The organism is Acinetobacter indicus CIP 110367, from assembly GCF_000488255.1.
In the GTDB taxonomy this organism is placed as follows: Bacteria; Pseudomonadota; Gammaproteobacteria; order Pseudomonadales; family Moraxellaceae; genus Acinetobacter; species Acinetobacter indicus.
This window is the reverse complement of sequence record NZ_KI530745.1, coordinates 332,073-352,811: the sequence shown is the minus strand read 5'-3', so window position 1 is coordinate 352,811 and position 20,739 is coordinate 332,073. Positions and strand designations below refer to the sequence as shown.

Genomic DNA, 20,739 nt, shown 5'->3' with positions numbered 1-20,739 from the left:
ATGATGAAAAGATTGCAAAAACCACCGTTTCAGCAAAAAGCACTGGCCATTGGCTTCACGCTCGGCGTGCATGTCATTGCCGTGGTGGGTTTACTTTATCTGGGCATGAGCCAGCCACCGGAACCACCCAAACAGATTCGGACCGTGCTGATTAAACCGGAAGATTTACCCCCTGTTACCCGTGAAGAAACCGAGTTTGCTGAAACTGCACATGAAAATGTGGAAGCCGAGATTCAGCAAACCGCGACTCCGGTTGAAGATGCCCCGGTAATTCCGGTCGCACCGCCACCTCTGCCGCAACCAGAACCAGCCAAAGCTCAGGCCAGCAATACCGCAGCACAGCAACAGGCCGAACAGCAAAAACGCCTGGAAGCACGTGCACAAGCGGAAGCAGAAAAATTACAGGCACAACAGGCCCAGCGCGCCAAGGCTGAAGCTGAACGTAAAGCCCAAGCCGCTGAAAAAGCCAAGGCCACTGCACAGGCCAAAGCCGAGGCAGAAGCCAAACGCCGTAGCGAAGCTGAAGCCCTGCGTAAGGCAGAAGCCGCAGAAAAAGCCAAACTTGATGCACGTCGTAAGGCGGAAGCGGAAGCCAAACGTAAAGCCGAAGCGGCAGATAAGGCCAAGGCGGATGCGGCAGCCAAGGCGAAGGCAGATGCAGAGGCGAAACGCAAAGCCGATGCTGAAGCCAAACGCAAAGCCGAGGCTGCGAATAAGGCCAAAGCAGAAGCAGCAGCCAAAGCCAAGGCTGAAGCGGAGGCCAAACGCAAAGCCGAAGCAGCTGAAAAAGCCAAAGCCGATGCAGCTGCGAAAGCAAAAGCGGATGCAGAGGCCAAAGCCCGTGCTGAAGCAGAAGCCAAAGCTTCGGCGGCCAAACAGGCGGCCGAAGAAGCGGCACAAAAGAAAGCTGAAGCCAAACGGATTGCCTCTACAGCCAAACGCGATTTTGAAAACAAGATCCGTCGGGCCTGGGATATTCCGGTCGGCTCTTCTGGCAAAACTGCCACGGCACGGGTTACGCTGACCGACAGCGGTTCGGTAGCCTCGGTGATTGTGAACTCCAGTGATCCGGACATGAAAGCCAGTGTCGAGGCCGCGGTACGTGCTGCTGCACCATATCCAATGCCTTCGGACCCGGATGCACGCCGTGAAGCACGCAGTTTCACCTCAAGCTTTACTGCCAAATAAGCTGACTCACCATCCTGTCAAAAGCCGGGATGGCCTGTTATTTTTCAGTTACACTGCACAACAAGCGACAAAATTTTATTCACTTTTCACAGTGTTATAACAGTTTGGTCATAATTCTCTGCTTTAAATCTCAAATAAGCATGGCATTATGTAGAACAATCACATCAACAAGAATTATGTTTTGAGTAAATAGCGAATGATGGAAATGAAGCCTAAACATCTACTTTGCTTGGCAATTTTTACCGCCTTGGGTCCAATAATGGTCTCTCAAACTCATGCCCAGCTGCATCTGGAAATTGCCAAAGCGCCTGCAGAAGCCCCAAAAATTGCCATCATTCCGTTTAGTAATGATCAAAGCATTTACCCGATTGTTGAAAATGACCTGAACCGTTCCGGTAAATTCACCAGCTCATCGAAAAACTTGCCGGCAAGTGCAGCAAATAATAGTCCAAATGCCGCTGCCTGGCAGGCCGCCGGTGTACCTTATGTAGTGACTGGTACCAGCAAGCCAACTGCAGATGGTGGCTTTGAAATTCACTATCAGCTGTATGATGTGCAAAAGCAGCAGTATTTATTAAACGAATTACTGACTGTACCGGCTTCACGTACCCGTCAGGCTGCACATATGATCAGTGACACCATCTATGAAGCACTGACCGGTATTAAAGGCGATTTCAGTGGTCGTATTGCCTATGTCTTGCGAAATCCGGCCACTCCGGAGCAGCGCTATACCCTGCAAATTGCCGACACCGATGGTGAACAGCCAAGAACCATTCTGACTTCACGCGATCCAATCTTGTCGCCGGCCTGGACGCCAGATGCCAAGAAAATTGCCTACGTGTCCTTTGAAACCAAACGCCCTGCGATTTATGTTCAGGATTTATCTACCGGTTCACGTGAAAAACTGGCCAGCTTCCGTGGCTTAAATGGCGCACCAAGCTTCTCTCCAGATGGTTCACGCATGCTGTTTACTGCTTCAATGCACGGCAATCCGGAAATTTACGAGATGGATCTGGGCACGCGTCAACTCAAGCGCATGACCAATGACAGCGCCATTGATACAGAAGCACGCTACGCACCCGATGGTAAATCGTTTATTTTTACTTCAGATCGTGGCGGCTCAGCGCAAATCTATCGCTATGACCTAAATACCGGCAGCAGCAAACGTCTGACCTTCCGCGGCGCATTTAATGCGCGTGGTACTTTAAGTGCCGATGGTAAAAAACTGGCGCTGGTTCATCGTCCAAGTGGCAGCAATTATAAAGTTGCGATTCAGGACATTAATACCGGCATTACCAATATTCTCACCCCAACCAGCCTGGATGAATCTCCAAGCTTCTCACCGAATGGACAGATGGTGGTCTATGCAACCCGTGAAGGTGCGCGTGGCCTGCTGTCTATTATGTCTTTAGATGGTCGTTTCCGTATGAATTTGCCAAGTGAACAAGGTGAAGTGCGTGAACCGGCTTGGGCACCAAAATAAGAGCAACTGAACAACCAAGTTTCATGGAGATGAAAATGAACGCAGTAAAATTATTTGTATTGCCTGTACTGGCCTCAGCGCTGGTGATGACTGGCTGTGCCAACCGTAAGCCTGCAACCGATGTTCAAGCAGGACAAACACCGACCTCTTCAACCACGGTCAATACACAAGGCTTAAGTGATGATGCAGCCTTGAATGCACAAAACCTGGCCGGTGCATCTGCCAAAGGTGTAACTGAAGCCAATAAAGCATTCTTGGCAAAACGTGTGGTGCACTTTGACTATGACAGCAGCGAACTGTCGAATGAAGACCTACAAACCCTACAGGCACATGCACAATTCCTGATGGCCAATGCCAACTCGAAAGTCGCGCTTACAGGTCATACCGATGAACGTGGTACCCGTGAATACAACATGGCCCTTGGTGAGCGTCGTGCCAAAGCGGTTGAAAGCTTCCTGGTCACCACGGGCGTGAATCCGGGTCAATTAGAACCGGTCAGCTATGGTAAAGAAATGCCGGTTAACCCAGGTCATGATGAAAGTGCCTGGAAAGAAAACCGCCGTGTTGAAATCAACTACGAAGCGGTACCACCTTTACTGCGTTAAGATTGCACCATTGAGCAGAGTTGCTCAATATAAAAAAGCGCTCCATCGGGCGCTTTTTTAATACTCAAACACAAGAGCTGAGTCAAATTCTATTTAAGGTGCATCTGCCTGTGCATCTTCTTCATCTTTGGCGGGTTGCATCGACTCAATCATGTCGTGCTTGTTAAATTTCTTGTACTCTGGTTTTGCTTCATACCCCTTCCAGGCCTCTTTAACCTTGTCGGCGCTAATTTCATCTAAACTAATGCCTTCGCTTGGGGTTGGAGTCGCATCAAACTTTAACGTTGTCATATGTGTGCTCCTATATACTGGTTGATTCTGTTCCTTCACATCAACATAGCACTTTCTAGCAGACTTGCAAGGGCAAAATCACGTCAAATAGTTGAGTTTAATTTTTCTTTTAAGCTGTTCTCATCTAAAATATCGGACAAAGCTTTTTTGATCATGCCCGATCGATTCTTATTCGGAGTTTTCCTATTATGTCTTATCGCACCCTGTCCCAATTTCTACAACAACAAAGCGGAAATTTAACCCCTGAACTTGCACAGGTGATTGAGACAATTGCCAATACCTGCAAAACCATTGATCAGGCTTTACAAAAAGGCGCCTTGGCTGGGGTTCTGGGCAGTGCACAAAATGAGAACGTGCAAGGCGAAGAGCAAAAGAAACTCGATGTCATTTCCAATGATTACCTGATTGATGCCTTACAGAAACATCCCAATGTGGGCGGTTTAGCCTCAGAAGAACTGGATGAATTCACTCCGGCACAGGAAAATGGCCAATATTTAGTGCTGTTCGATCCGCTAGATGGTTCAAGCAACATCGACATCAATATGTGTGTCGGCACCATTTTCTCGATTCTTCCGGCAAAAAATGCAGTGACCCAAGCAGCTGATTTCATGCAGGCCGGTGTTCACCAAGTTGCTGCCGGTTATGTACTGTATGGCCCATCAACCATGATGGCCTTAACCGTCGGTGCAGGTGTAGTATTCTTTACCTTCGACCCGGAAGCTCAGGAATTCCTGCTGACTTCGGAAAATATCCAGGTGGCAGCGGATACCAAAGAATATGCAATTAATGCCTCTAACCAGCGTCATTGGGAAGCACCCGTTCAACGTTATATTGATGAACTGCTAGCCGGTAAAACCGGTCCGCGTGAAAAAGATTTTAACATGCGCTGGGTGGCCTGTATGGTAGGTGATATTCACCGTATTCTGTGCCGTAGCGGGATTTTCATGTATCCATATGACCTGAAAGACCCGAAAAAAGCTGGCCGTTTACGTTTAATGTATGAAGCCAACCCGATGAGTATGCTCATGGAACAAGCCGGTGGTGCGTCGACAACAGGTCGTGTACGTATTCTGGAAATTGAACCGACCGATCTGCATCAACGTGTACCAGTGATCATTGGTTCTAAAAACGAAGTTGATCTTGTTACTGGCTACCACGCTTAATTTTTTCTGATTAACACCTGTGGGTCTGTGCTCACAGGTGTGGATGTTCTCCATGCCTACCTTATTTCTCGAATCGAAAGATAATCCTAAAATTAAGCACCTACGTGGCTTGATTGAACAAAACAGCTACCGTAAAAAACAAGGTCAGACTGTGCTTGAAGGTTCGCACCTTTGTCTGGCATGGTTAGAACAAAACCGGAAAATTAACGCGATTTTCACCACCGAAAATGCCCTGAAACATCCTGATCTGAACGATATTCTGGACCAGTATCAGGGTACGGTGTTTGTAATTGGCGAGTCTTTATATAAAGATTTAAGTACCTTGGGCACCACCCTTGCCTGTCTGGCTATTGTCGATTTGCCAAGTTCCAGTCAGGCGCTTGACTATCAGGCCGATACCTTAATCTTGGAAAATGTCCAGGACCCGGGCAATGTCGGCACCCTGCTACGCTCGGCTGCTGCAGCCGGCATCCAGCAAATTGTCTGCACCAAAGGCTCCGCCTCGTTATGGTCACCACGGGTATTACGTGCCGGGATGGGTGCGCATTTTTCTTTGCAGACCTTTGAAAATATCCAGCTCGATGAGATTCTGGAACAGTTTAAAATTCCGGTCTATGTCACCAGCTCACACCGTTCCACCAGCCTGTATGCCAAAGACTTAAGCCAGCCATGCGTATGGATTCTCGGTAATGAAGGTCAAGGTGTATCGGATTATGCATTGGCACATGCCGAAGCCGTTACCATTCCACAACCGGGCGGACAGGAATCCTTAAATGTCGCGATTGCCGGTTCAGTCTGTTTTTTTGAAATGGTACGTCAACGACTCTAATACGTTAATTTATATTAAATAGGCTGGCCCTATTAAAAAAATAGATTACACTAGAAAAATAATAACTTGTAATGTCAACCGAACCATTATTTTTAACGTTAATAGTGCCATGAAGTTAAAAATAATGGTGGGTATCCAATGACAGGATTTTCCATCTCTATGGATTTAGCACCCAAAAAGTCTCAACCTGAAAGTTTGAGTACTCTGAAGAGTACGGCTGAACAACGCCTGAAAACTTTTATGCACGAGGTCACCGGGCGCGCCTTAGTGATGATGGAAAGTGCCACTCAGGGACAGCATGGCATCGCGATGGATCTGGTTCAGGAAGCCTTTATTTCCCTGCACAAATCCTATGCCGATAAAAGCACAGATGAGTGGTATCCGCTGTTCTACACCATTTTAAATAACAAATTACAGGACTGGCGACGTAAAGAAGCCCGTCGTGCACAACCCTTTTCATTTTTCCGCAAAGTCAGCCTGGATGACGATGATGTCGAACAAAATGATCTGGTCGATGAACGTGCACTCAATCCTGCTGAGTTTTTGGACCAAGCCATGACTGCTGAAGAAATTCAGGAGGCAATCGCCAAACTTCCGGTGCGTCAGCAACAAGCGTTTATGCTGCGGGCCTGGGAAGGGTTCGATACTCAGACCACTGCCCAGATTATGAATTGTTCTGAAGGCAGTGTAAAAACCCATTATCATCGTGCTATTCAGGCTTTACGCCAGACTCTGGCACATATGAATCCATATCTGGGAGGATCATCAGAATGAAACAAGATGATTTCTTAAAACAAGTGACTTCCAAACTTGATGGACTCGCCCACCACCACAAAGACAAAGCTGTGGTGATGAATCATGTTCTGGATCAGATTCAGGACCAGCAGACATCACGCTATGGCCTGTGGAAAATGTCCGGTTTTGCACTTGCGGCTGCCATTGCAGGGTTCGTCATTTTACCAAATTCGGTAGAAATGACCGCACAACCGCAAAATCAGGTGGTGGCTACGCCAAAACTTTCACCACAAATGATGGAAGATCTAGAAATGTTATTGGTGCTGGGTGAGGATAAAGTTCAACATGGCAGCTAAACGTTTAGCATTCGCCTTCTGTGCGCTGGGCTTTTTGCAAACCAGCTTTGCAGGCTTTGAGCGTTTCTGGATTTTCTCCAAAGATGCAGACACAAAAATTGTTGAAAGCTGGGAAACCCTCTCAGATGAAGAACAATTGGCCTTAATCAAACGTTATCAGAATTTAAAAGAACTGCCGTCCGATAAAAGTGCTTCTTTGCAACAGCGTATGGACTGGTTTATTCAGCTACCCGATGCAGAAAAGCAGAAAATGCGTGAAACCTGGCAAAAAATGAGTACCCAGGAACGCAAGGAACTCGGCCAAAGAATGCAGAAGGCCACGCCTGAAGAACGCGTGCTGATTCGTGAAGAATATATCAATAAATATATCACGCCGACAGAATACTAAGCGATTAAGCCACACATCAACCCAGTGCTGGTCCATAAAAAAGCCTCTTATCAGAGGCTTTTTTACATTCACTGGATTTATGATTTATGATTTATGATTTAAACTGACGGCGTACACGATATACCGCCATGCCCAATAAACCAAATAATCCAGCAAGCCCTAGACTTCCACCACCGCTTCCTTCAGTATTGCTGTTTTTCGCGGTATTGATCAGGCTGATGGTCGCCTCATTAGACAGCTCCTGTTCAGCATCAAATACTGTGTATTTCAGCTCATAATCAAACGGGCTATAGCTGTTACGCACCTGAATCTGCAGGTTTCCGCCATAACAAGTTTCACGCACATAATCCCCTGGACATGGACCACTCCGGTCTGCCGTGACCAGTACACTTGAAGGTACATTGGTTAAACGGATTGGCAATTCAAGTCCATTGCTATCGGTATAAAAGGCCGGTTTATTTTGTCCAGACAGCAGTGTATTGACAGGTCCATCACCATCATCACTGTCATTTTCCAGCGGATTGACATTAATTTTCAAATCCGAACCGTATTCAATGGTGTAGCGGTCGGCTTTGGCAATCGGTTTGATGTTCATGAATTTTGCCTCAAGCAAACCACTCGACTGAACACTTGGATCCGTCACCGAAGTAATGGTGTAGGCACAATAGGCAGAATCAATATTCTGAGTCACCTGATCATCGACACGATAGAATAGAATCCGTTTCACATCGGCATCCCATTCGCATTTCAGGTTTGGATCATGCAGCAGTTTACTGCGGTCAAAGGCCGCATCTTCTAAACCACCGCCAATGCCATAGACTTCTATACTGATATTAAAGTGTTCCGGTTTTAGTTCCAGCAACTGTGCCACGCTACCATCGGCATTTGGTTCATCATGCTTGAGGGCTAATGCAAATGGATCGATATAAATAGTCCGATATTTCTGTTTTTCCTTGGAAAATTTAAGCAAATTTTCATAGTTTTGCAGATCTGCCTGATGTTGGGCCAACAGCTCTTTATTTTTCTCTGGTGCCTGAACCAGCGCTTTTAAACGGTCAATCTCCTGCTGATAGCTGTCAAACAAGGTCACATGCGACACGTTTTTCAGATTGACAATATCTGCTGCGGTCATACGCATGAGTTCAACCGAACCAATTTCACAGCTGTTTTTCTGTTCTGGATCTAAAATCAGGGTGCCATCAGTCACACGCTGTAAACCACGCTGATCTGACACTTCACAGCCAAATCCTTCGACATTGACCAGGTCCGCATCATTGTCCAGATTTTTTGGATAATATAACGGCAGGAATAAGTTGTAGGCTGAAGCCGGCTGCATTGGATAGAGCACATCACTTAACTGCTTGCCACTCAGATTCACCGAGCTCATTGAGTTTTCTTCTGTGCTCGCGAGCGTTTCCGGCAGGTCACATACCCCCTGCTCTACACTTTGTGCATTCGGGAAAATTAGCGCATTGCGTGATGAGCTGATATTCGGTTGCCGCTCGGTTAAATTGCCATTATTCAACGCATAACGGCATGATTTTCCCGTATTAAATGCCAGGACATTAAATCTTAACACTTTGATGCCTGAATCATCATAATAGAAGGTGCTGACGGCCTCATTTTCGACAATGGTATTGTTATTTAAACTGAAGACCGATTGCGTACTGAGGCGGTGCTCCGGGCCATTGGCCAGGTTAAAAATATGCCCCTGCGTTAAGTTCGCTTTATTTTTAGCCACTGTGGTATTGGTTAAAGTCAGACGCGGCTTGCCACAAAAATCAAAGCTACTCAGGCTGTTGCTGTTGCCATTTTGAATGACACTGCTTTGCTGAATGGTGATATTGGCCTGGGTATCTGCTAGATTTGCCGTACAGTCCATCGCCAGCACACTGCCGACACTGGCGCTGTTCCCCTGAATCAGGCTATTCACCACCGTAATTGGCTGTTCCTGATTATGGGCAGCAATATACAGTGCACCACCCCGCGCTGCCTGCGAATCCAGAATTGCGGTATTGGTCAAGGTCAACGGTCCGGCAACCAGTAAAGCCCCGCCCAGCCCATCGCTATAGCCATTTTTAAGGGTCAGATCGTCAAACATGACATTGGCCTGACTGTCGAGCGTATTAACAATACGATGCAGCCCCTGGCCGTTAATAATGGTCTGATGCGATATCAGCGCCGGATAACGGTGGGTAATAGGATCTTTCTTGCTGTAATCAAGCGGTGTTGCGCCCATAATCCGCACATTGGACTGCGGGCGTAATTCAGCATTTAACTTGTATTCACCCGCTTGCAGACGGATATAATCCACTGCAATATAGTTGGTATTGCCGACACTACAGCCCCCAAAGGCTTTGTTCTGTTTGGCCGCCACCAAGGCTTCACGTAGCGAACATTTATCCGGGTTTTCACCATTTTCATCGGCAAATGTGGTGACATAAATAGTACGGTCTTCTGCGGCCATTAATGACATGGCACTGACAATCATGACTCCCAAGAGTGCTTTTTTATAATTTTTCATTCCCTTTCCCTGTTTTTATTTTTTACGGCGCCAAGCTGCCAATAACATCAACATGAGCACGCCATAGCCAGCCACTGCTCCGCCAGATGTTTTAATTTTGTCACTATCCATGTGGTTTTCAGGTGCCTGAATCACTTGTACACGAATTTCTACATACGGTTTGGTGGTATTAAAACGTGTACTGCTGGTCACCAGTTTAATTTTAAAAACATCTGCGCCATGCCAAGCAGAATCCGGGGTATAAATAATCTTGCCCTGCTCATCAATTGTCAGTTGGCCTTTGGAACTGGTCTGGGTCTGCTCAATCTGCACACAGCCGGCTTGCCAGGCTTTCCCGGTCGGATTGCTGCTAAACAGGCTATCACAGAACTCGGCTGGTACCAGATCACTATCACCAATTAAATCGCTGACCGACATTTCGGCAATTTCACCGGCTAGAATATCCCGACCAATGAGACCTGAGGCATCAGGTACGGTAATTTCAATTGCACCACGGTCACACAAGGTATTATCCGAAGCTCGGTTCACCCCGCGCTGATCTGCCGAGGCACAAGTAACCTGCTCAGTGGTGCCCACTTGTGCATAGCCTTTGTTGACGATTGGAGAGTCAGCCAGAGCTTGGTAATTCAGTAAAATACGTGGGCGAATATAGCCCAGGAACTGCTCTTCTTTGACCTGATACGGGCAGAATAAGGCATCCTCATCTTCGCTCAGCACTTTACAGGCACCTTCCAGGATATTCCCGCTAAAAATATGGCTACCCTGCCAGATCTGGTTCGGGTAATTGGCATCGCCCGTTCCACATTCTTCAGAGACCAGATTGTTTTGCAGCACGCTTTGATCGGCTGCCTCTTTGCTACAGTTAGCAGACTGCGCCGTCACAGGATGTGGATTGGCCAGCAGAATACTGTTGGCAATATAGCCTTTTCCTGCCGGGGCTTCTAAACGTACCCCTGCGCTATTGCCCATTAAAGTGACGTTATTGACCCCGATATTGTCTCTCAGGTTCAGCACATAGCCTTCATTGCGGTTAAAGGTCGTACTGCTGATGGTATTGGCAGCGGCCAGCAGCTTGAGATTTTCGACATCTTCTGTAGGTAACTGGGTGTAGAGGTTGGCAGATGCCAGATCGCTGGTTTTGTTGTCGCTAAACACCGCTGCATAAATCCGGAAGCTTGGCAGTCGGCTATAGATGGCGCCACCTTCGGTGGCATGGTTGTGCTGGATTAAACTGTTTTTAATTTCAATAAAGGCTGGCGCGATATTCTCTCCCACTTCAGCCAGATTATAGATGGCGCCGCCCTGGTTGGCTCGACCCTGACTCAGCTTGACATAATCCAGCACCAGGTATTCATGGTTCAGAATCAGGCCGCCCTGATTGGGACGGCAACTGTCGTTGCCACAGCCTTGCAGACTGACTTCGCTCAGGTTGACCTGAATACGTTTATCATCACTACTTTCAATATGAAAAATACGTTCATTACCGGCCATTTCGATAATGGCATTGTTCAGGCCTTTGATATTGTTTTCTTTCAGGCCGGTGTCATAGGTGGTTTTAATGCTTAAGGGTTGGGTGATTTTTAACTGCTGATTAAGTTTATAAACGGCGTATTTTTCTAACAGAATGACATTGGAGGAATTTTCGCCACCGCAGCCATTATGGCCTTCTTCCGGCAACCCCAAATTAATATACTCGACTGCTTCGCGCAGTGAACATTCTTTATCATTGGCTTGAATATCTTCAGTGATGGTGACAACAATATTGCTACTATAAGCATGTCCCGCAATAAACAGCATACCAATGCCGATGCTCCGCTTGAGCATAAGCTTACTCCTTAACCTATTTATTCATTTTTATTTTTAAGTTGCAGCTTCCTTGCAACTAAGACTTATTTTGAGTGTAATTTGTCATAGCTAGAGTAATTACTCAAGTTTTTTTGTATTTTACCGATATTCGTCAATTAATGCGTAGATCTGACGCAAATTCGCACCGCTCAGTTTGGTTTTTTCGCCTTTTAGCAGCTGAATCAGTTGTTGCAGGCTTTGTAACAACATTGAAGTCTGCTGCGGACCATGTAACAGCAAGTAGTCAATAATCTGCTGATCAATCTGAATACCTTTACGTTGCAGCACCGAAGTTACCAAAGCCTGACGGTCGGCAAACAGGCTGCCAGTCGGCACTTTCACACTCACAGCCTGAGTTAAACGGGACTGTAAATCGGGCAATTCCAGTTTCAGTTCAATCGGGGCAAAACGTGATGAAAACACCAATTGCCCGCCCATTTCATTGCTGTAATTGATTAAATGAAATACCGCGCGCTGCCAATGCGGCACGCCGCTAATCGCTTCAATATCATCCAGACAGACCAGATCAAAATGATCTAAAGAGGTAATGGCTTCGGTCGGGGCATCCAGAAGTTCCAGCAAAGAGACTTTAATCGCGGATTTGCCAATTTCCTGATAAGAATCGCAAATCGCCGAAAGCAGATGGCTCTTGCCGGTACCGGCACCGCCATAAACATAAAAACGGTTGACCAGACCCGCATGCAACTGTCGCACTGCGTCAATTACATGGCCCCAGCCCGGACCAGAAAAATCACTGATTCGGGCATCGAGTTGAGGTTCTATATCAAGCTGCAGTTGACGCATATACAGAATAGGCCTTCGTTAAACATCTTTAGGATCAAGAGGATTCATCTTACTCGATTTTTCAGTCTGTTGCAGTGGCTTTGTCTGATCTTTCTCAAGATCAATATCGACATCCACCTGATCAGTTTCTATGCTGATACTGCCCGTTTGCTGGTCATGATGAATGATGGCCGTCGACTGTCCATACCACTGACTGCGTTCATAACAATCCCGGGCATGACGTAGCAAGACCACAATTACCGCGGCAACCGGCAAGGCAATTAGCATCCCGAGGAAACCGGCCAGTTGCGCACCGGCCAGTACGGCAAACACCACAGCTACCGGTGACAGTCCGATTTTATCGCCCAGTAAAAATGGTTGCAGTACATAGCCTTCTACCGCCTGACCAATCATAAACACCACCAGCACCAAGAACAGTTGCATCCAGTCGATACCAAACTGCAATAAGGTGGCAATGACCGCAGCAATAATCCCGACCGCAAAACCTAAATATGGGATGATACTTGCCAGACCTGCCACCATCCCGATAATCAGGCCAACGTCCAGACCAATCAGTTGCAGACCGGTGGCATAGACCACACCTAGGAGGATCATCACCAGGAACTGACCTTTGACAAACGCGCCTAATACGTTATGGCATTCATTCACAATATGCAGGGTGCTGCGCTCATACGGACGTGGAATTAAACGGCGCAGACTGTCCAGCATACGGTCCCAGTCGAGCAGAAAATAGAAGGCAATAATTGGAATTAAAACAATGGTCCCGCCAATCTGGATAAAGTTCAGACCGGACTGCGCCACCCGTAAAATCATGGCCTGAATGCTGTCGGCGCTGTAATTGGTCTGCACATAGTCCATGATAATGGTTGACATATGCGTGGTATCAATTTCCATCTCATCGACATTAAAGGTTTCAGAAATCCAAGGCAAAAAGGTGGTATTGATCCAGTTAATTCCGACCGGAATACTGTCGCGGGCAATCATCAGCTGTTTCCAGACCAGCGGAATGATGTACCAGACTGCCACGGTCAGTAGAATCCCGATTCCGACAAAAACGATGCTGATGGATAACCAGCGCGGCACCCCAACCCGATATAAAGTATCAACCAGTGGACTGAACAGATAAGCCACAAGAAAGGCGACAATAAATGGAATAACGACCGGCTTGAGTAAATATAAAATCCAAAAAATTAAAGCTATCCCGGCAAGGATAAAAATGCGACGTAAAGTACGATCTGCCATAGAATCTCGCCTTTTTGCAGTGTAATCGTTATATAAAGTAAAATATTTTAATAAAGATATCATTTTAGCGCATAAATAACATAAGAGTTTCGTATATTCGGGTTATAATCCCCCGCGCGAATGCGGAGACTTCATTATGAGCAACTCAACTTCTAACCCTACCCCTGGTTTAAGCTATAAAGATGCTGGTGTCGACATCGAAGCCGGTGACGCGTTAGTCGATCGAATTAAATCTGTTGCGAAACGCACCACTCGTCCTGAAGTGATGGGCGGATTAGGCGGCTTTGGCGCACTTTGTAAAATTCCTAAAGGTTATGAAGAACCTGTTCTCGTATCAGGCACAGACGGTGTTGGTACAAAATTACGTTTAGCCCTTAATTTAAACCGTCATGACACTATTGGTCAGGATCTGGTGGCCATGTGTGTGAACGACCTGCTGGTTTGTGGCGCAGAACCACTGTTCTTCCTCGACTACTATGCAACGGGTCACTTAAACGTTGATGTTGCAGCCAATGTAGTTACCGGGATCGGTCAAGGTTGTGAGCTTGCGGGCTGTGCACTGGTTGGCGGTGAAACTGCTGAAATGCCAGGCATGTATGAAGGCGAAGATTATGACCTTGCAGGTTTCTGCGTAGGCGTGGTTGAGCAAAGCAAAATTATTGATGGCTCTAAAGTCAAAGCGGGTGATGTTCTGATTGGTGTTGCGTCTTCAGGTGCACACTCAAACGGCTATTCTCTGCTTCGTAAAATTCTGGACGTGAAAAACGTTGACCTGACTCAAATCGTAGATGGCCGTCCGCTGGCAGATGCAGCGATGGAGCCAACCCGTATTTATGTCAAACCTATTCTTGAATTACTTAAATCTGTTGATGTTCACGCAATGGCGCACATCACCGGTGGCGGTTTACCTGGTAACTTACCACGCGTTCTGCCAAATGGTGCGCAAGCGGTAATTAACGAATCCTCTTGGGAATGGCCAGAACTGTTCAAACTGCTGCAAAAAGAAGGCGGTGTTGAACAATTCGAAATGTACCGTACCTTTAACTGTGGCGTTGGTATGGTATTGGCAGTGGATGCAGCGGATGCTGACAAAACTGTTGAATTGCTGAACCAGTTGGGCGAAAAAGCTTGGGCAATGGGTCACATTGTTGACAATGCAGAATCTGTTGAAGGTGCTGACGAAAAAATCCGTGTGATTTTTGCGTAATTGTCTATGTTGAAAATTGCTGTACTTGTTTCAGGCAGTGGATCGAACTTACAGGCCCTGATTGATGCCCGTCTTTCGGGACAAATTGTCGGGGTCATTTCCAACAAACCTGGAGCCTATGCGCTGGAACGTGCCCAAAAAGCCGGTATTGCCACTGCGGTAATTGAACACAAGCAATACCCAGACCGTGAAAGTTTTGATGATGTGATGCATCAACAGCTTTTAGACTGGGAGGTTGATCTGGTGGTGCTGGCAGGCTTTATGCGCATTTTAAGCGCCAAGTTTGTTAAAGCCTGGGAAGGGAAAATGCTGAACATTCACCCTTCTCTGCTGCCGCATTACAAAGGCATGCATACTCATCAACGGGTGTTAAACACGGGTGATGTCTATCATGGCTGTACGGTACATTATGTGACTGCCGAGCTGGATGCCGGTCAGGCGCTGGCCCAAGGGGTACTTACTGTATCGCATCAGGACAGCGTGGAAAGCTTGGCCAATCGTGTGCATGTGCTGGAACATCTGATTTATCCGCAAGTGGTGGAATGGATTTGTAGTGGTACGCTGCAGCACACACCAAACGCGGTGCTGTATCGTGGTCAGGTGTTAGCGCAACCGCTACAGTTCTGTCAGCGCTAAAATAAAAAGTAATATCTATAAAAAAACGCATCCTCGGATGCGTTTTTTTATGACCTGATTTTTCCCAAAAGTAATCTTAAGGTGCCTGATCCTGTAATAAGGATTTAATCATCTGTGCCACTTGCTCAGGCTGTTCCAGTGGGAACATATGACCGCCCGGCGCAACATGAAAAGGAATCCCGAATTTCTTCTCAATTTGCTGTGGAAACTTGCGGGCCAGAAACGGACCTTTCTCGGCCACCACCAGTTGTGCCGGCACCTTCAGCTTGGCCTGTGGCAACCACCATAAAGATGGATTGGTACGGAAAATCTGTACTTCATCCATTTTAGGAATGGTAAGCGTCACCCCACCACGTACAGGATCTTCTGTCAGTGCATGGTCGATATAAGCCTGAAAACAGTCCGGATCAAAATCTTGATAAAAGCCTTTGGGTCTGAGCAGCTCGGCCGCCTGCTGACGTGACTCCCAATGATCACGGCGGCGTTTAGACAATCCCGCCGGTGACATTTTATCGAGGGCTTTCAGCTTCAACAGTTTCGCTACATGCATCACTAAGGCTTCTTTACCCATGATCATTGGCGGATCCAGCATGATCAGCTGGGAAAACAGTTCCGGGCGTTGCTGCGCGGCCTGAAAGCTCAGCACCGAACCAAGTGAATGACCCAGTGCAATCACCTTGCGGCCTTGTGCCTGCCGCACAATACTGTCAATCACCTGCTGGGTCAGACTGTTCCAGTGATTATCGATTGGATAACGTTTATCTGGCCCGAGCAAAGGCACATCAATCACGTCATAATCATCTTGCAGATGCTGAAACAGTTTTTGATAGACCCGTGACGGTACGCCATTGGCGTGAGCAAAATGGATTAATGGTTTCATTGTAATTTGGTACTTTGTTCAGATTGAATCTGCTGCGATACAGCGCTGGCCATCCCCTGACCCACCGCAGTGCCCATACGACCCAGCATCGAATCCAGCGGATTATATTCAATGGTATAGTTGACGGTTTTGTCGACTTTTAATTCACGTTTTAACGTATTCATACTGCCCAGACGGTCAATAATACCCAGTTTCAACGCCTGATCACCGGTCCAGAATAAACCGGAAAACAAGGTTGGATCATTGGCTTTTAACTTGTTGCCACGGCCCTGTTTGACTGCAGTAATGAAATGCGCATGCACATTATCCAGCACACCCTGAACATGGGCTTTTTGTGCCGGATCCACCGGTTGTGTCATCGACAGCAGCGCCTTATTTTCACCGGAGGTCATGGTGCGATCTTCAACACCCAGCTTTTGCATTAAGCCACTAACGCCATAATTCGGCATAATCACCCCAATCGAGCCAACCAGACTGGATGGATTGGCAATAATTTCATCGGCAGCTGAAGCAATATAATAAGCGCCTGAAGCGCCGGTATCGCCAATCACCGCATACAGTTTTTTATCCTGATGCTGCTGTTTTAAATACTGGATTTCCTGCCAGATTTCATCGGACTGAACCGGTGATCCGCCCGGTGAATTAATATTTAGCACCACCGCCTTACTGCCGCTTGCTTCATAGGCTTTACGCAGTGATTTAATGGTATTTTCACTATTGACGCTCTGTTTATCCGCTGCGATGGTGCCCACAATATCGACCACGGCAATATGCGAACTGCTGGTCACGGCCGTAGCAGAATTATTGCTACAGCTTTTACCCATAATCACCAGCAGAATAAAAATATAGGCAAAGGTCAGGAACTTAAAGAAAATTCCCCAGCGTCTGGCGCGGCGCTGTTCTTCAACAGAGGCTAAAACCGCTTTTTCCAGTAACTTCCATTCGTTTCCTGTCGGTTGTTGTGCTGTGGGTGGATGGCTATTCTTGATTTCATTTTCTGGTTTAGGCGGCCAATCGGACATAAAAACAATCCAAAACTCGAGTTAATTTTCCTCCATTATATACGCCGAAAAACTGATTGCTGTCTAAATTGAATGTTTTCCCCTATAATATTTTCATTTTTAACCTTTTCTTTAGATTTCACTATACTGAATGACTGATAAACTCGCCCCAACGACTATCTCTCGTTTACTTCATTTTGTCAGTCGACAACCCCTCAGCCTTTCACGTTGGGCGGCCCGCGTGTTGGCGGCATTTTTGAATGTCTTTCAGCTCAGCAAGACCTCTCAGGTCATTCGCCTCAATTTAAATATTGCCCTGCCGCATTTAGATACGACCCAGCGTGAACAGCTGGCGCGTCAGGCCATTCGCAATGAACTCACCTCTTATTTTGAGTTTTTTAATATCTGGGGCGCAGAAAACCACAAGAATATTTCCCGCATTCATCAGGTGCATGGCGAACAGCTGTTACATGAGGCACTGGCTGCGCAAAAAGGCGTGGTACTGATTGTGCCGCATTTTGGCACCTGGGAAATCATGAATGCCTGGGTGGCGCAGCACACCGAAATGACCATCATGTATAAACCGGTGAAAAATCCATCGGCTGATGAGTTTGTCCGTAACGCTCGCAGCCGTGAACAGGCCAATCTGGTGCCGACCAATGACAGCGGTATTCGTCAGATTTTTAAGGCACTGAAACAAGGCGGAACCACGGTAATTCTGCCGGACCACACCCCGCATTTGGGGGGTGTAATGATTCACTATTTTGGTCTGCCACTTGAATCCAGCAACCTGAGCGCCAAGCTGATTCAAAAAACTAAAGCCGCTGCCCTGTTTCTGTATGCACTGCGCAATGAACAGCAAGGTTTTGATATTTTCATTGAAGCCATGGACGCACGGCTCTACGACTGTTCTGCCAATGAAGGCACCGCAATGATTCACCAGAAGATTGAACAGCTAGTTGCCCAGCATCCGGAACATTATCACTGGAGTTATAAACGCTTTAAGGCACATCCAGCCTTAAGACGAATTTATGATATTCCTACGGATGAAGCCTTGGCGTTAATTCAAAATACCAAACAGGTCAATTCCGCTTAATCGCGCCGCAGCCAGACCCGCGTATGCCGGTACGGTAGCACCTCATTCTCAGTGGGATAAAACTGGATGCTACCCTGCTGCGCGGTCTGCCATAAGGGAATTTTTAAGGCGTTCAGTCGCGCTTTTACTTGCGTGCTCGGATGGCCATAACGGTTATTCAGCCCCGCCGATGCAATTGCCAGTTTAGGCTCCAGCTGTTTTAAAAACTGGTAAGATGAACTGTGCCGGCTACCATGATGGCCAAGCACCAGCACATCCACTTTTAAATCCGGATAATCCTGTAATAACTGATATTCAGTCGGCCAGCCTGCATCACCCATCAATAAAAAGCGAGAATAAGGCTGAGCCTGTGCAAACTCGACCAGCAGCACACAGGAACTTTCATTTTTCTGCTGTTCTACAGGATTTAACTGCTCCGGTTTCGGAGAGAGTACCTGTATCTGGATGCCCGGCTGCCACTGCCATTGCTGTCCTTGCTGGCAATAGTCAAAATGGCTATGAGGATTTACTTCAAGCTGAGCATTGGCATAGACCTGTTGCACCTGTAACTGTGGCTTTAAGGTCTGATAAGCGCCGCTATGATCCTGATCCAGATGGGTCAACCATAAATAATCTAACTGCTGCACGCCTTTGACACTTAAAAAGGGCTGGATAATCTGCCGGCCGATACTCCATTTCTGTTCATCATAATGACCGCCCATATCAATCATCATGCTGTGTTCACGATAGCGTAAAAAGATTGCCTGCCCCTGCCCAACATCCAGCACAGTAAGTTCCACCTGCCGAGAAAACTGATCCTGAAACAGCAAAGGCAACAAGCACAGCGCTGACCAGGCTTTAGGCACTAGACCTGCGGGAAGAAATAAAATCATCAGTCCCAGCACCAGACTCAGCAGCATCGGTGGGCTCAGCGCAACCGGAATCAGTTGCGGCACAAACAGCAAATCCAGCAACTGCAAACAACCCAATAACAGACTTAGCGCCAAGTCATTGAGCTGAAACAGCAACTGGCTCAGCGGTTCCGCCAGATAAAAACTTAAACCGGCCAGAATATCCAGCGGTACAGTCACCAGACCGATCCAGGGAATGGCCAATAGATTACTCAGCGGCGCAATCCAGGCAATCTGCTTGAAGAAGATGATCATCAGCGGAAACAGCGCAATAAAAATTTTCCATTGCGATTCAAATAACAGCCGGAAGCCCTGCCACAATTTCTGCATCAACGTCTGCTGCGGATGCACCGGTTGTTGCCGGAGGGTCTGGTAAATCCTTAACAGCACAAAGCAGGCGCCATAAGACAGCCAGAATGCCGCCGACAGCACACTTAACGGATCAAGCAGCAGCAATAACGAAGCACTACCAATCAGCAAAGACAGCGGCTGTATCGGCTGCTTTAGCAACAGGCAGGCGCCTGCCACCAGACAAATCAGTAAAGTCCTGAGCGCAGGAATTTCAAACCCAACATAGGCACAATATACAAATACACAGCCCATAAACGGCAGCAACAGCAGATAACTTCGGGGCAATTGCGCATATAATTCGGGCCAATAGCGAGTGACCAGGCGCTGCAGCACAAAACACAGCATGGCGGCAAAAATCAGCACATGCGGCCCGGAAATCGCCAGCAAATGACTCATCCCGAAACGCTGAAACTGCTGCTCGGTGGCTTCATCGAGTAAACTTTTATCGCCAGTCAGCAGTGCCAGTATTAAGCCGGGATGCTGCAATGCCTGCTGCTGGATAAAGTCACGAATCTGTAAACGCTGTGTTTCGATCCACAATTTAAATTGCGGCCAGAGTTGCTGATGCTGTCTTAAATGTGCCCCAAATCCCAGCCGATACAGTTCCGATTCAGTCAGTTCCACAATCGACTGGACCTGAAAGCCGCTCATGATATTTTGCTGGAGATACCACTGCTCTACATCAAACGCACCCGGAACGGCAAAACTGTGCGCCGGCAAGGTCTGCCCCTGTAAACGATAATAACGCCCCAGCTGTAGTTCCTGTTCAGCCGGCAGCAAGGCCAGCCATTGCACCGGCTGGCTATGCCGGTTCAGCACCTGAACCGGTTGCCGGAGCTGGCTGCTACCCAGCTGATTGATTTGCTGGACATAGACCACCACCTCTGCCGGCTGGCGGGTCAGTTCACGAAATATCAACCGCTCTTGCAACTGGTTTTGGGCAAAATTCAGCCCCAACAAAAATGTAATGACAAATGCCACACAGGTATTAATCAATTGGATGCCCAGATGGGACCAATGTAAAGCAGCTATTTGCTGTAAAAGCAGGATAATCAGTAACAGGCCTGACAACCAGAGTGGGAAATCCAGCATCGGCCATAGCGTTTTGCCCATACAGGCAATACCTACAATCCAGCCGGCACCCATGATTTTGAACATGTCGTTTTCTGTCTTATTTTTATTTTGAGCAAGCATAAAGCCCACCGGAGTGGGCTTCAAGGGTCAT

General features: G+C 47.3%; 19 protein-coding genes. 11 read left to right on the top strand and 8 right to left on the bottom strand.

Going from position 1 to position 20,739, the window contains the following annotated elements; translation table 11 throughout:
• Positions 1-3 precede the first annotated feature (3 nt).
• The 3 genes from tolA (at position 4) to pal (ending at position 3,276) form a co-directional block, all read left to right on the top strand.
• Positions 4-1,188 (top strand): cell envelope integrity protein TolA, encoded by a 1,185-nt coding sequence (tolA, locus tag P253_RS01725; protein WP_035363059.1) that lies wholly within the window; start codon positions 4-6, stop codon positions 1,186-1,188.
• A 199-nt stretch (positions 1,189-1,387) separates the two neighbouring features.
• The gene (gene tolB, locus P253_RS01720) at positions 1,388-2,671 is read left to right on the top strand and encodes a Tol-Pal system beta propeller repeat protein TolB (protein WP_370670869.1); all 1,284 of its coding nucleotides are present in this window, start codon (positions 1,388-1,390) and stop codon (positions 2,669-2,671) included.
• Positions 2,672-2,706: 35 nt separating this feature from the next.
• Positions 2,707-3,276, top strand: a complete 570-nt coding sequence (gene pal, locus P253_RS01715) for a peptidoglycan-associated lipoprotein Pal (protein ID WP_005176597.1) — start codon at positions 2,707-2,709, stop codon at positions 3,274-3,276.
• 93 nt (positions 3,277-3,369) lie between these two features.
• Here the strand turns inward: pal and P253_RS01710 are convergent, their stop codons facing one another.
• Positions 3,370-3,567 carry an NF038105 family protein gene (locus P253_RS01710; RefSeq protein WP_005176594.1) on the bottom strand — a complete coding sequence of 66 codons (198 nt, stop codon included), beginning with the start codon at positions 3,565-3,567 and terminating at the stop codon, positions 3,370-3,372.
• A gap of 188 nt (positions 3,568-3,755) precedes the next feature.
• Between P253_RS01710 and P253_RS01705 the strand changes: the two genes are divergently transcribed.
• The 5 genes from P253_RS01705 (at position 3,756) to P253_RS01685 (ending at position 7,038) form a co-directional block, all read left to right on the top strand.
• Positions 3,756-4,730 carry a class 1 fructose-bisphosphatase gene (locus P253_RS01705; RefSeq protein WP_005176592.1) on the top strand — a complete coding sequence of 325 codons (975 nt, stop codon included), beginning with the start codon at positions 3,756-3,758 and terminating at the stop codon, positions 4,728-4,730.
• Between the two features lie 52 nt (positions 4,731-4,782).
• Positions 4,783-5,559, top strand: a complete 777-nt coding sequence (locus P253_RS01700; protein ID WP_035362944.1) for a TrmH family RNA methyltransferase — start codon at positions 4,783-4,785, stop codon at positions 5,557-5,559.
• Between the two features lie 159 nt (positions 5,560-5,718).
• Positions 5,719-6,333 (top strand): RNA polymerase sigma factor, encoded by a 615-nt coding sequence (locus P253_RS01695; RefSeq protein WP_005176588.1) that lies wholly within the window; start codon positions 5,719-5,721, stop codon positions 6,331-6,333.
• Positions 6,330-6,650, top strand: coding sequence for a hypothetical protein (locus P253_RS01690; RefSeq protein WP_016660007.1), 321 nt, complete (start codon positions 6,330-6,332; stop codon positions 6,648-6,650). The genes P253_RS01695 and P253_RS01690 overlap by 4 nt, the downstream gene beginning before the upstream one ends.
• The gene (locus tag P253_RS01685; protein ID WP_005176585.1) at positions 6,640-7,038 is read left to right on the top strand and encodes a DUF3106 domain-containing protein; all 399 of its coding nucleotides are present in this window, start codon (positions 6,640-6,642) and stop codon (positions 7,036-7,038) included. Before P253_RS01690 ends, P253_RS01685 begins: the two co-directional genes overlap by 11 nt.
• Before the next feature lie 91 nt (positions 7,039-7,129).
• Here the strand turns inward: P253_RS01685 and P253_RS01680 are convergent, their stop codons facing one another.
• From P253_RS01680 to cxpE, 4 genes are all read right to left on the bottom strand, one after another.
• Entirely contained in the window at positions 7,130-9,562 is a 2,433-nt protein-coding gene (locus P253_RS01680) for a CSLREA domain-containing protein (RefSeq protein WP_016660006.1), read from the bottom strand.
• Between the two features lie 15 nt (positions 9,563-9,577).
• Positions 9,578-11,386 (bottom strand): rhombotarget A, encoded by a 1,809-nt coding sequence (gene rbtA, locus P253_RS01675; protein WP_016660005.1) that lies wholly within the window; start codon positions 11,384-11,386, stop codon positions 9,578-9,580.
• Positions 11,387-11,506: 120 nt separating this feature from the next.
• Positions 11,507-12,211: a DnaA regulatory inactivator Hda gene (hda, locus tag P253_RS01670; protein ID WP_016660004.1), complete on the bottom strand. Its 705-nt coding sequence runs from the start codon at positions 12,209-12,211 to the stop codon at positions 11,507-11,509.
• Between the two features lie 18 nt (positions 12,212-12,229).
• On the bottom strand, positions 12,230-13,453 hold the full coding sequence (gene cxpE, locus P253_RS01665) for a chloramphenicol efflux transporter CxpE (RefSeq protein WP_005176578.1): 1,224 nt from the start codon (positions 13,451-13,453) through the stop codon (positions 12,230-12,232).
• Positions 13,454-13,589: 136 nt separating this feature from the next.
• Here cxpE and purM point away from each other — a divergent pair, with 136 nt between their 5' ends.
• Together purM and purN are read left to right on the top strand one after the other, a co-directional pair.
• A complete protein-coding gene (gene purM / locus P253_RS01660; RefSeq protein ID WP_005176576.1) occupies positions 13,590-14,660 on the top strand; it encodes a phosphoribosylformylglycinamidine cyclo-ligase in 1,071 nt (356 codons plus the stop codon).
• A gap of 6 nt (positions 14,661-14,666) precedes the next feature.
• On the top strand, positions 14,667-15,296 hold the full coding sequence (gene purN, locus P253_RS01655) for a phosphoribosylglycinamide formyltransferase (RefSeq protein WP_016660003.1): 630 nt from the start codon (positions 14,667-14,669) through the stop codon (positions 15,294-15,296).
• A gap of 76 nt (positions 15,297-15,372) precedes the next feature.
• Here purN and P253_RS01650 read toward each other — a convergent pair whose 3' ends face one another.
• Together P253_RS01650 and sppA are read right to left on the bottom strand one after the other, a co-directional pair.
• Positions 15,373-16,176, bottom strand: coding sequence for an alpha/beta fold hydrolase (locus P253_RS01650; RefSeq protein WP_005176572.1), 804 nt, complete (start codon positions 16,174-16,176; stop codon positions 15,373-15,375).
• The gene (gene sppA / locus P253_RS01645) at positions 16,173-17,198 is read right to left on the bottom strand and encodes a signal peptide peptidase SppA (protein WP_016660002.1); all 1,026 of its coding nucleotides are present in this window, start codon (positions 17,196-17,198) and stop codon (positions 16,173-16,175) included. Before sppA ends, P253_RS01650 begins: the two co-directional genes overlap by 4 nt.
• 130 nt (positions 17,199-17,328) lie before the next feature.
• Between sppA and P253_RS01640 the strand changes: the two genes are divergently transcribed.
• Positions 17,329-18,273, top strand: a complete 945-nt coding sequence (locus P253_RS01640) for a lysophospholipid acyltransferase family protein (RefSeq protein WP_016660001.1) — start codon at positions 17,329-17,331, stop codon at positions 18,271-18,273.
• On the opposite strand, the gene P253_RS01635 is transcribed toward P253_RS01640, so the two are convergent.
• Positions 18,270-20,672, bottom strand: coding sequence for a DNA internalization-related competence protein ComEC/Rec2 (locus P253_RS01635; RefSeq protein ID WP_035362941.1), 2,403 nt, complete (start codon positions 20,670-20,672; stop codon positions 18,270-18,272). The genes P253_RS01640 and P253_RS01635 overlap by 4 nt on opposite strands.
• Between the last annotated feature and the right edge of the window lie 67 nt (positions 20,673-20,739).

Coding starts and splice junctions, on each gene's coding strand:
- P253_RS01680 (WP_016660006.1), bottom strand. CDS start 9,562: ATGAAAAATTATAAAAAAGCACTCTTGGGAGTCATGATTGTCAGTGCC.
- pal (WP_005176597.1), top strand. CDS start 2,707: ATGAACGCAGTAAAATTATTTGTATTGCCTGTACTGGCCTCAGCGCTG.
- sppA (WP_016660002.1), bottom strand. CDS start 17,198: ATGTCCGATTGGCCGCCTAAACCAGAAAATGAAATCAAGAATAGCCAT.
- P253_RS01650 (WP_005176572.1), bottom strand. CDS start 16,176: ATGAAACCATTAATCCATTTTGCTCACGCCAATGGCGTACCGTCACGG.
- rbtA (WP_016660005.1), bottom strand. CDS start 11,386: ATGCTCAAGCGGAGCATCGGCATTGGTATGCTGTTTATTGCGGGACAT.
- purN (WP_016660003.1), top strand. CDS start 14,667: ATGTTGAAAATTGCTGTACTTGTTTCAGGCAGTGGATCGAACTTACAG.
- P253_RS01695 (WP_005176588.1), top strand. CDS start 5,719: ATGGATTTAGCACCCAAAAAGTCTCAACCTGAAAGTTTGAGTACTCTG.
- P253_RS01700 (WP_035362944.1), top strand. CDS start 4,783: ATGCCTACCTTATTTCTCGAATCGAAAGATAATCCTAAAATTAAGCAC.
- cxpE (WP_005176578.1), bottom strand. CDS start 13,453: ATGGCAGATCGTACTTTACGTCGCATTTTTATCCTTGCCGGGATAGCT.
- P253_RS01690 (WP_016660007.1), top strand. CDS start 6,330: ATGAAACAAGATGATTTCTTAAAACAAGTGACTTCCAAACTTGATGGA.
- purM (WP_005176576.1), top strand. CDS start 13,590: ATGAGCAACTCAACTTCTAACCCTACCCCTGGTTTAAGCTATAAAGAT.
- tolA (WP_035363059.1), top strand. CDS start 4: ATGAAAAGATTGCAAAAACCACCGTTTCAGCAAAAAGCACTGGCCATT.
- hda (WP_016660004.1), bottom strand. CDS start 12,211: ATGCGTCAACTGCAGCTTGATATAGAACCTCAACTCGATGCCCGAATC.
- P253_RS01635 (WP_035362941.1), bottom strand. CDS start 20,672: ATGTTCAAAATCATGGGTGCCGGCTGGATTGTAGGTATTGCCTGTATG.
- P253_RS01710 (WP_005176594.1), bottom strand. CDS start 3,567: ATGACAACGTTAAAGTTTGATGCGACTCCAACCCCAAGCGAAGGCATT.
- tolB (WP_370670869.1), top strand. CDS start 1,388: ATGGAAATGAAGCCTAAACATCTACTTTGCTTGGCAATTTTTACCGCC.
- P253_RS01640 (WP_016660001.1), top strand. CDS start 17,329: ATGACTGATAAACTCGCCCCAACGACTATCTCTCGTTTACTTCATTTT.
- P253_RS01685 (WP_005176585.1), top strand. CDS start 6,640: ATGGCAGCTAAACGTTTAGCATTCGCCTTCTGTGCGCTGGGCTTTTTG.
- P253_RS01705 (WP_005176592.1), top strand. CDS start 3,756: ATGTCTTATCGCACCCTGTCCCAATTTCTACAACAACAAAGCGGAAAT.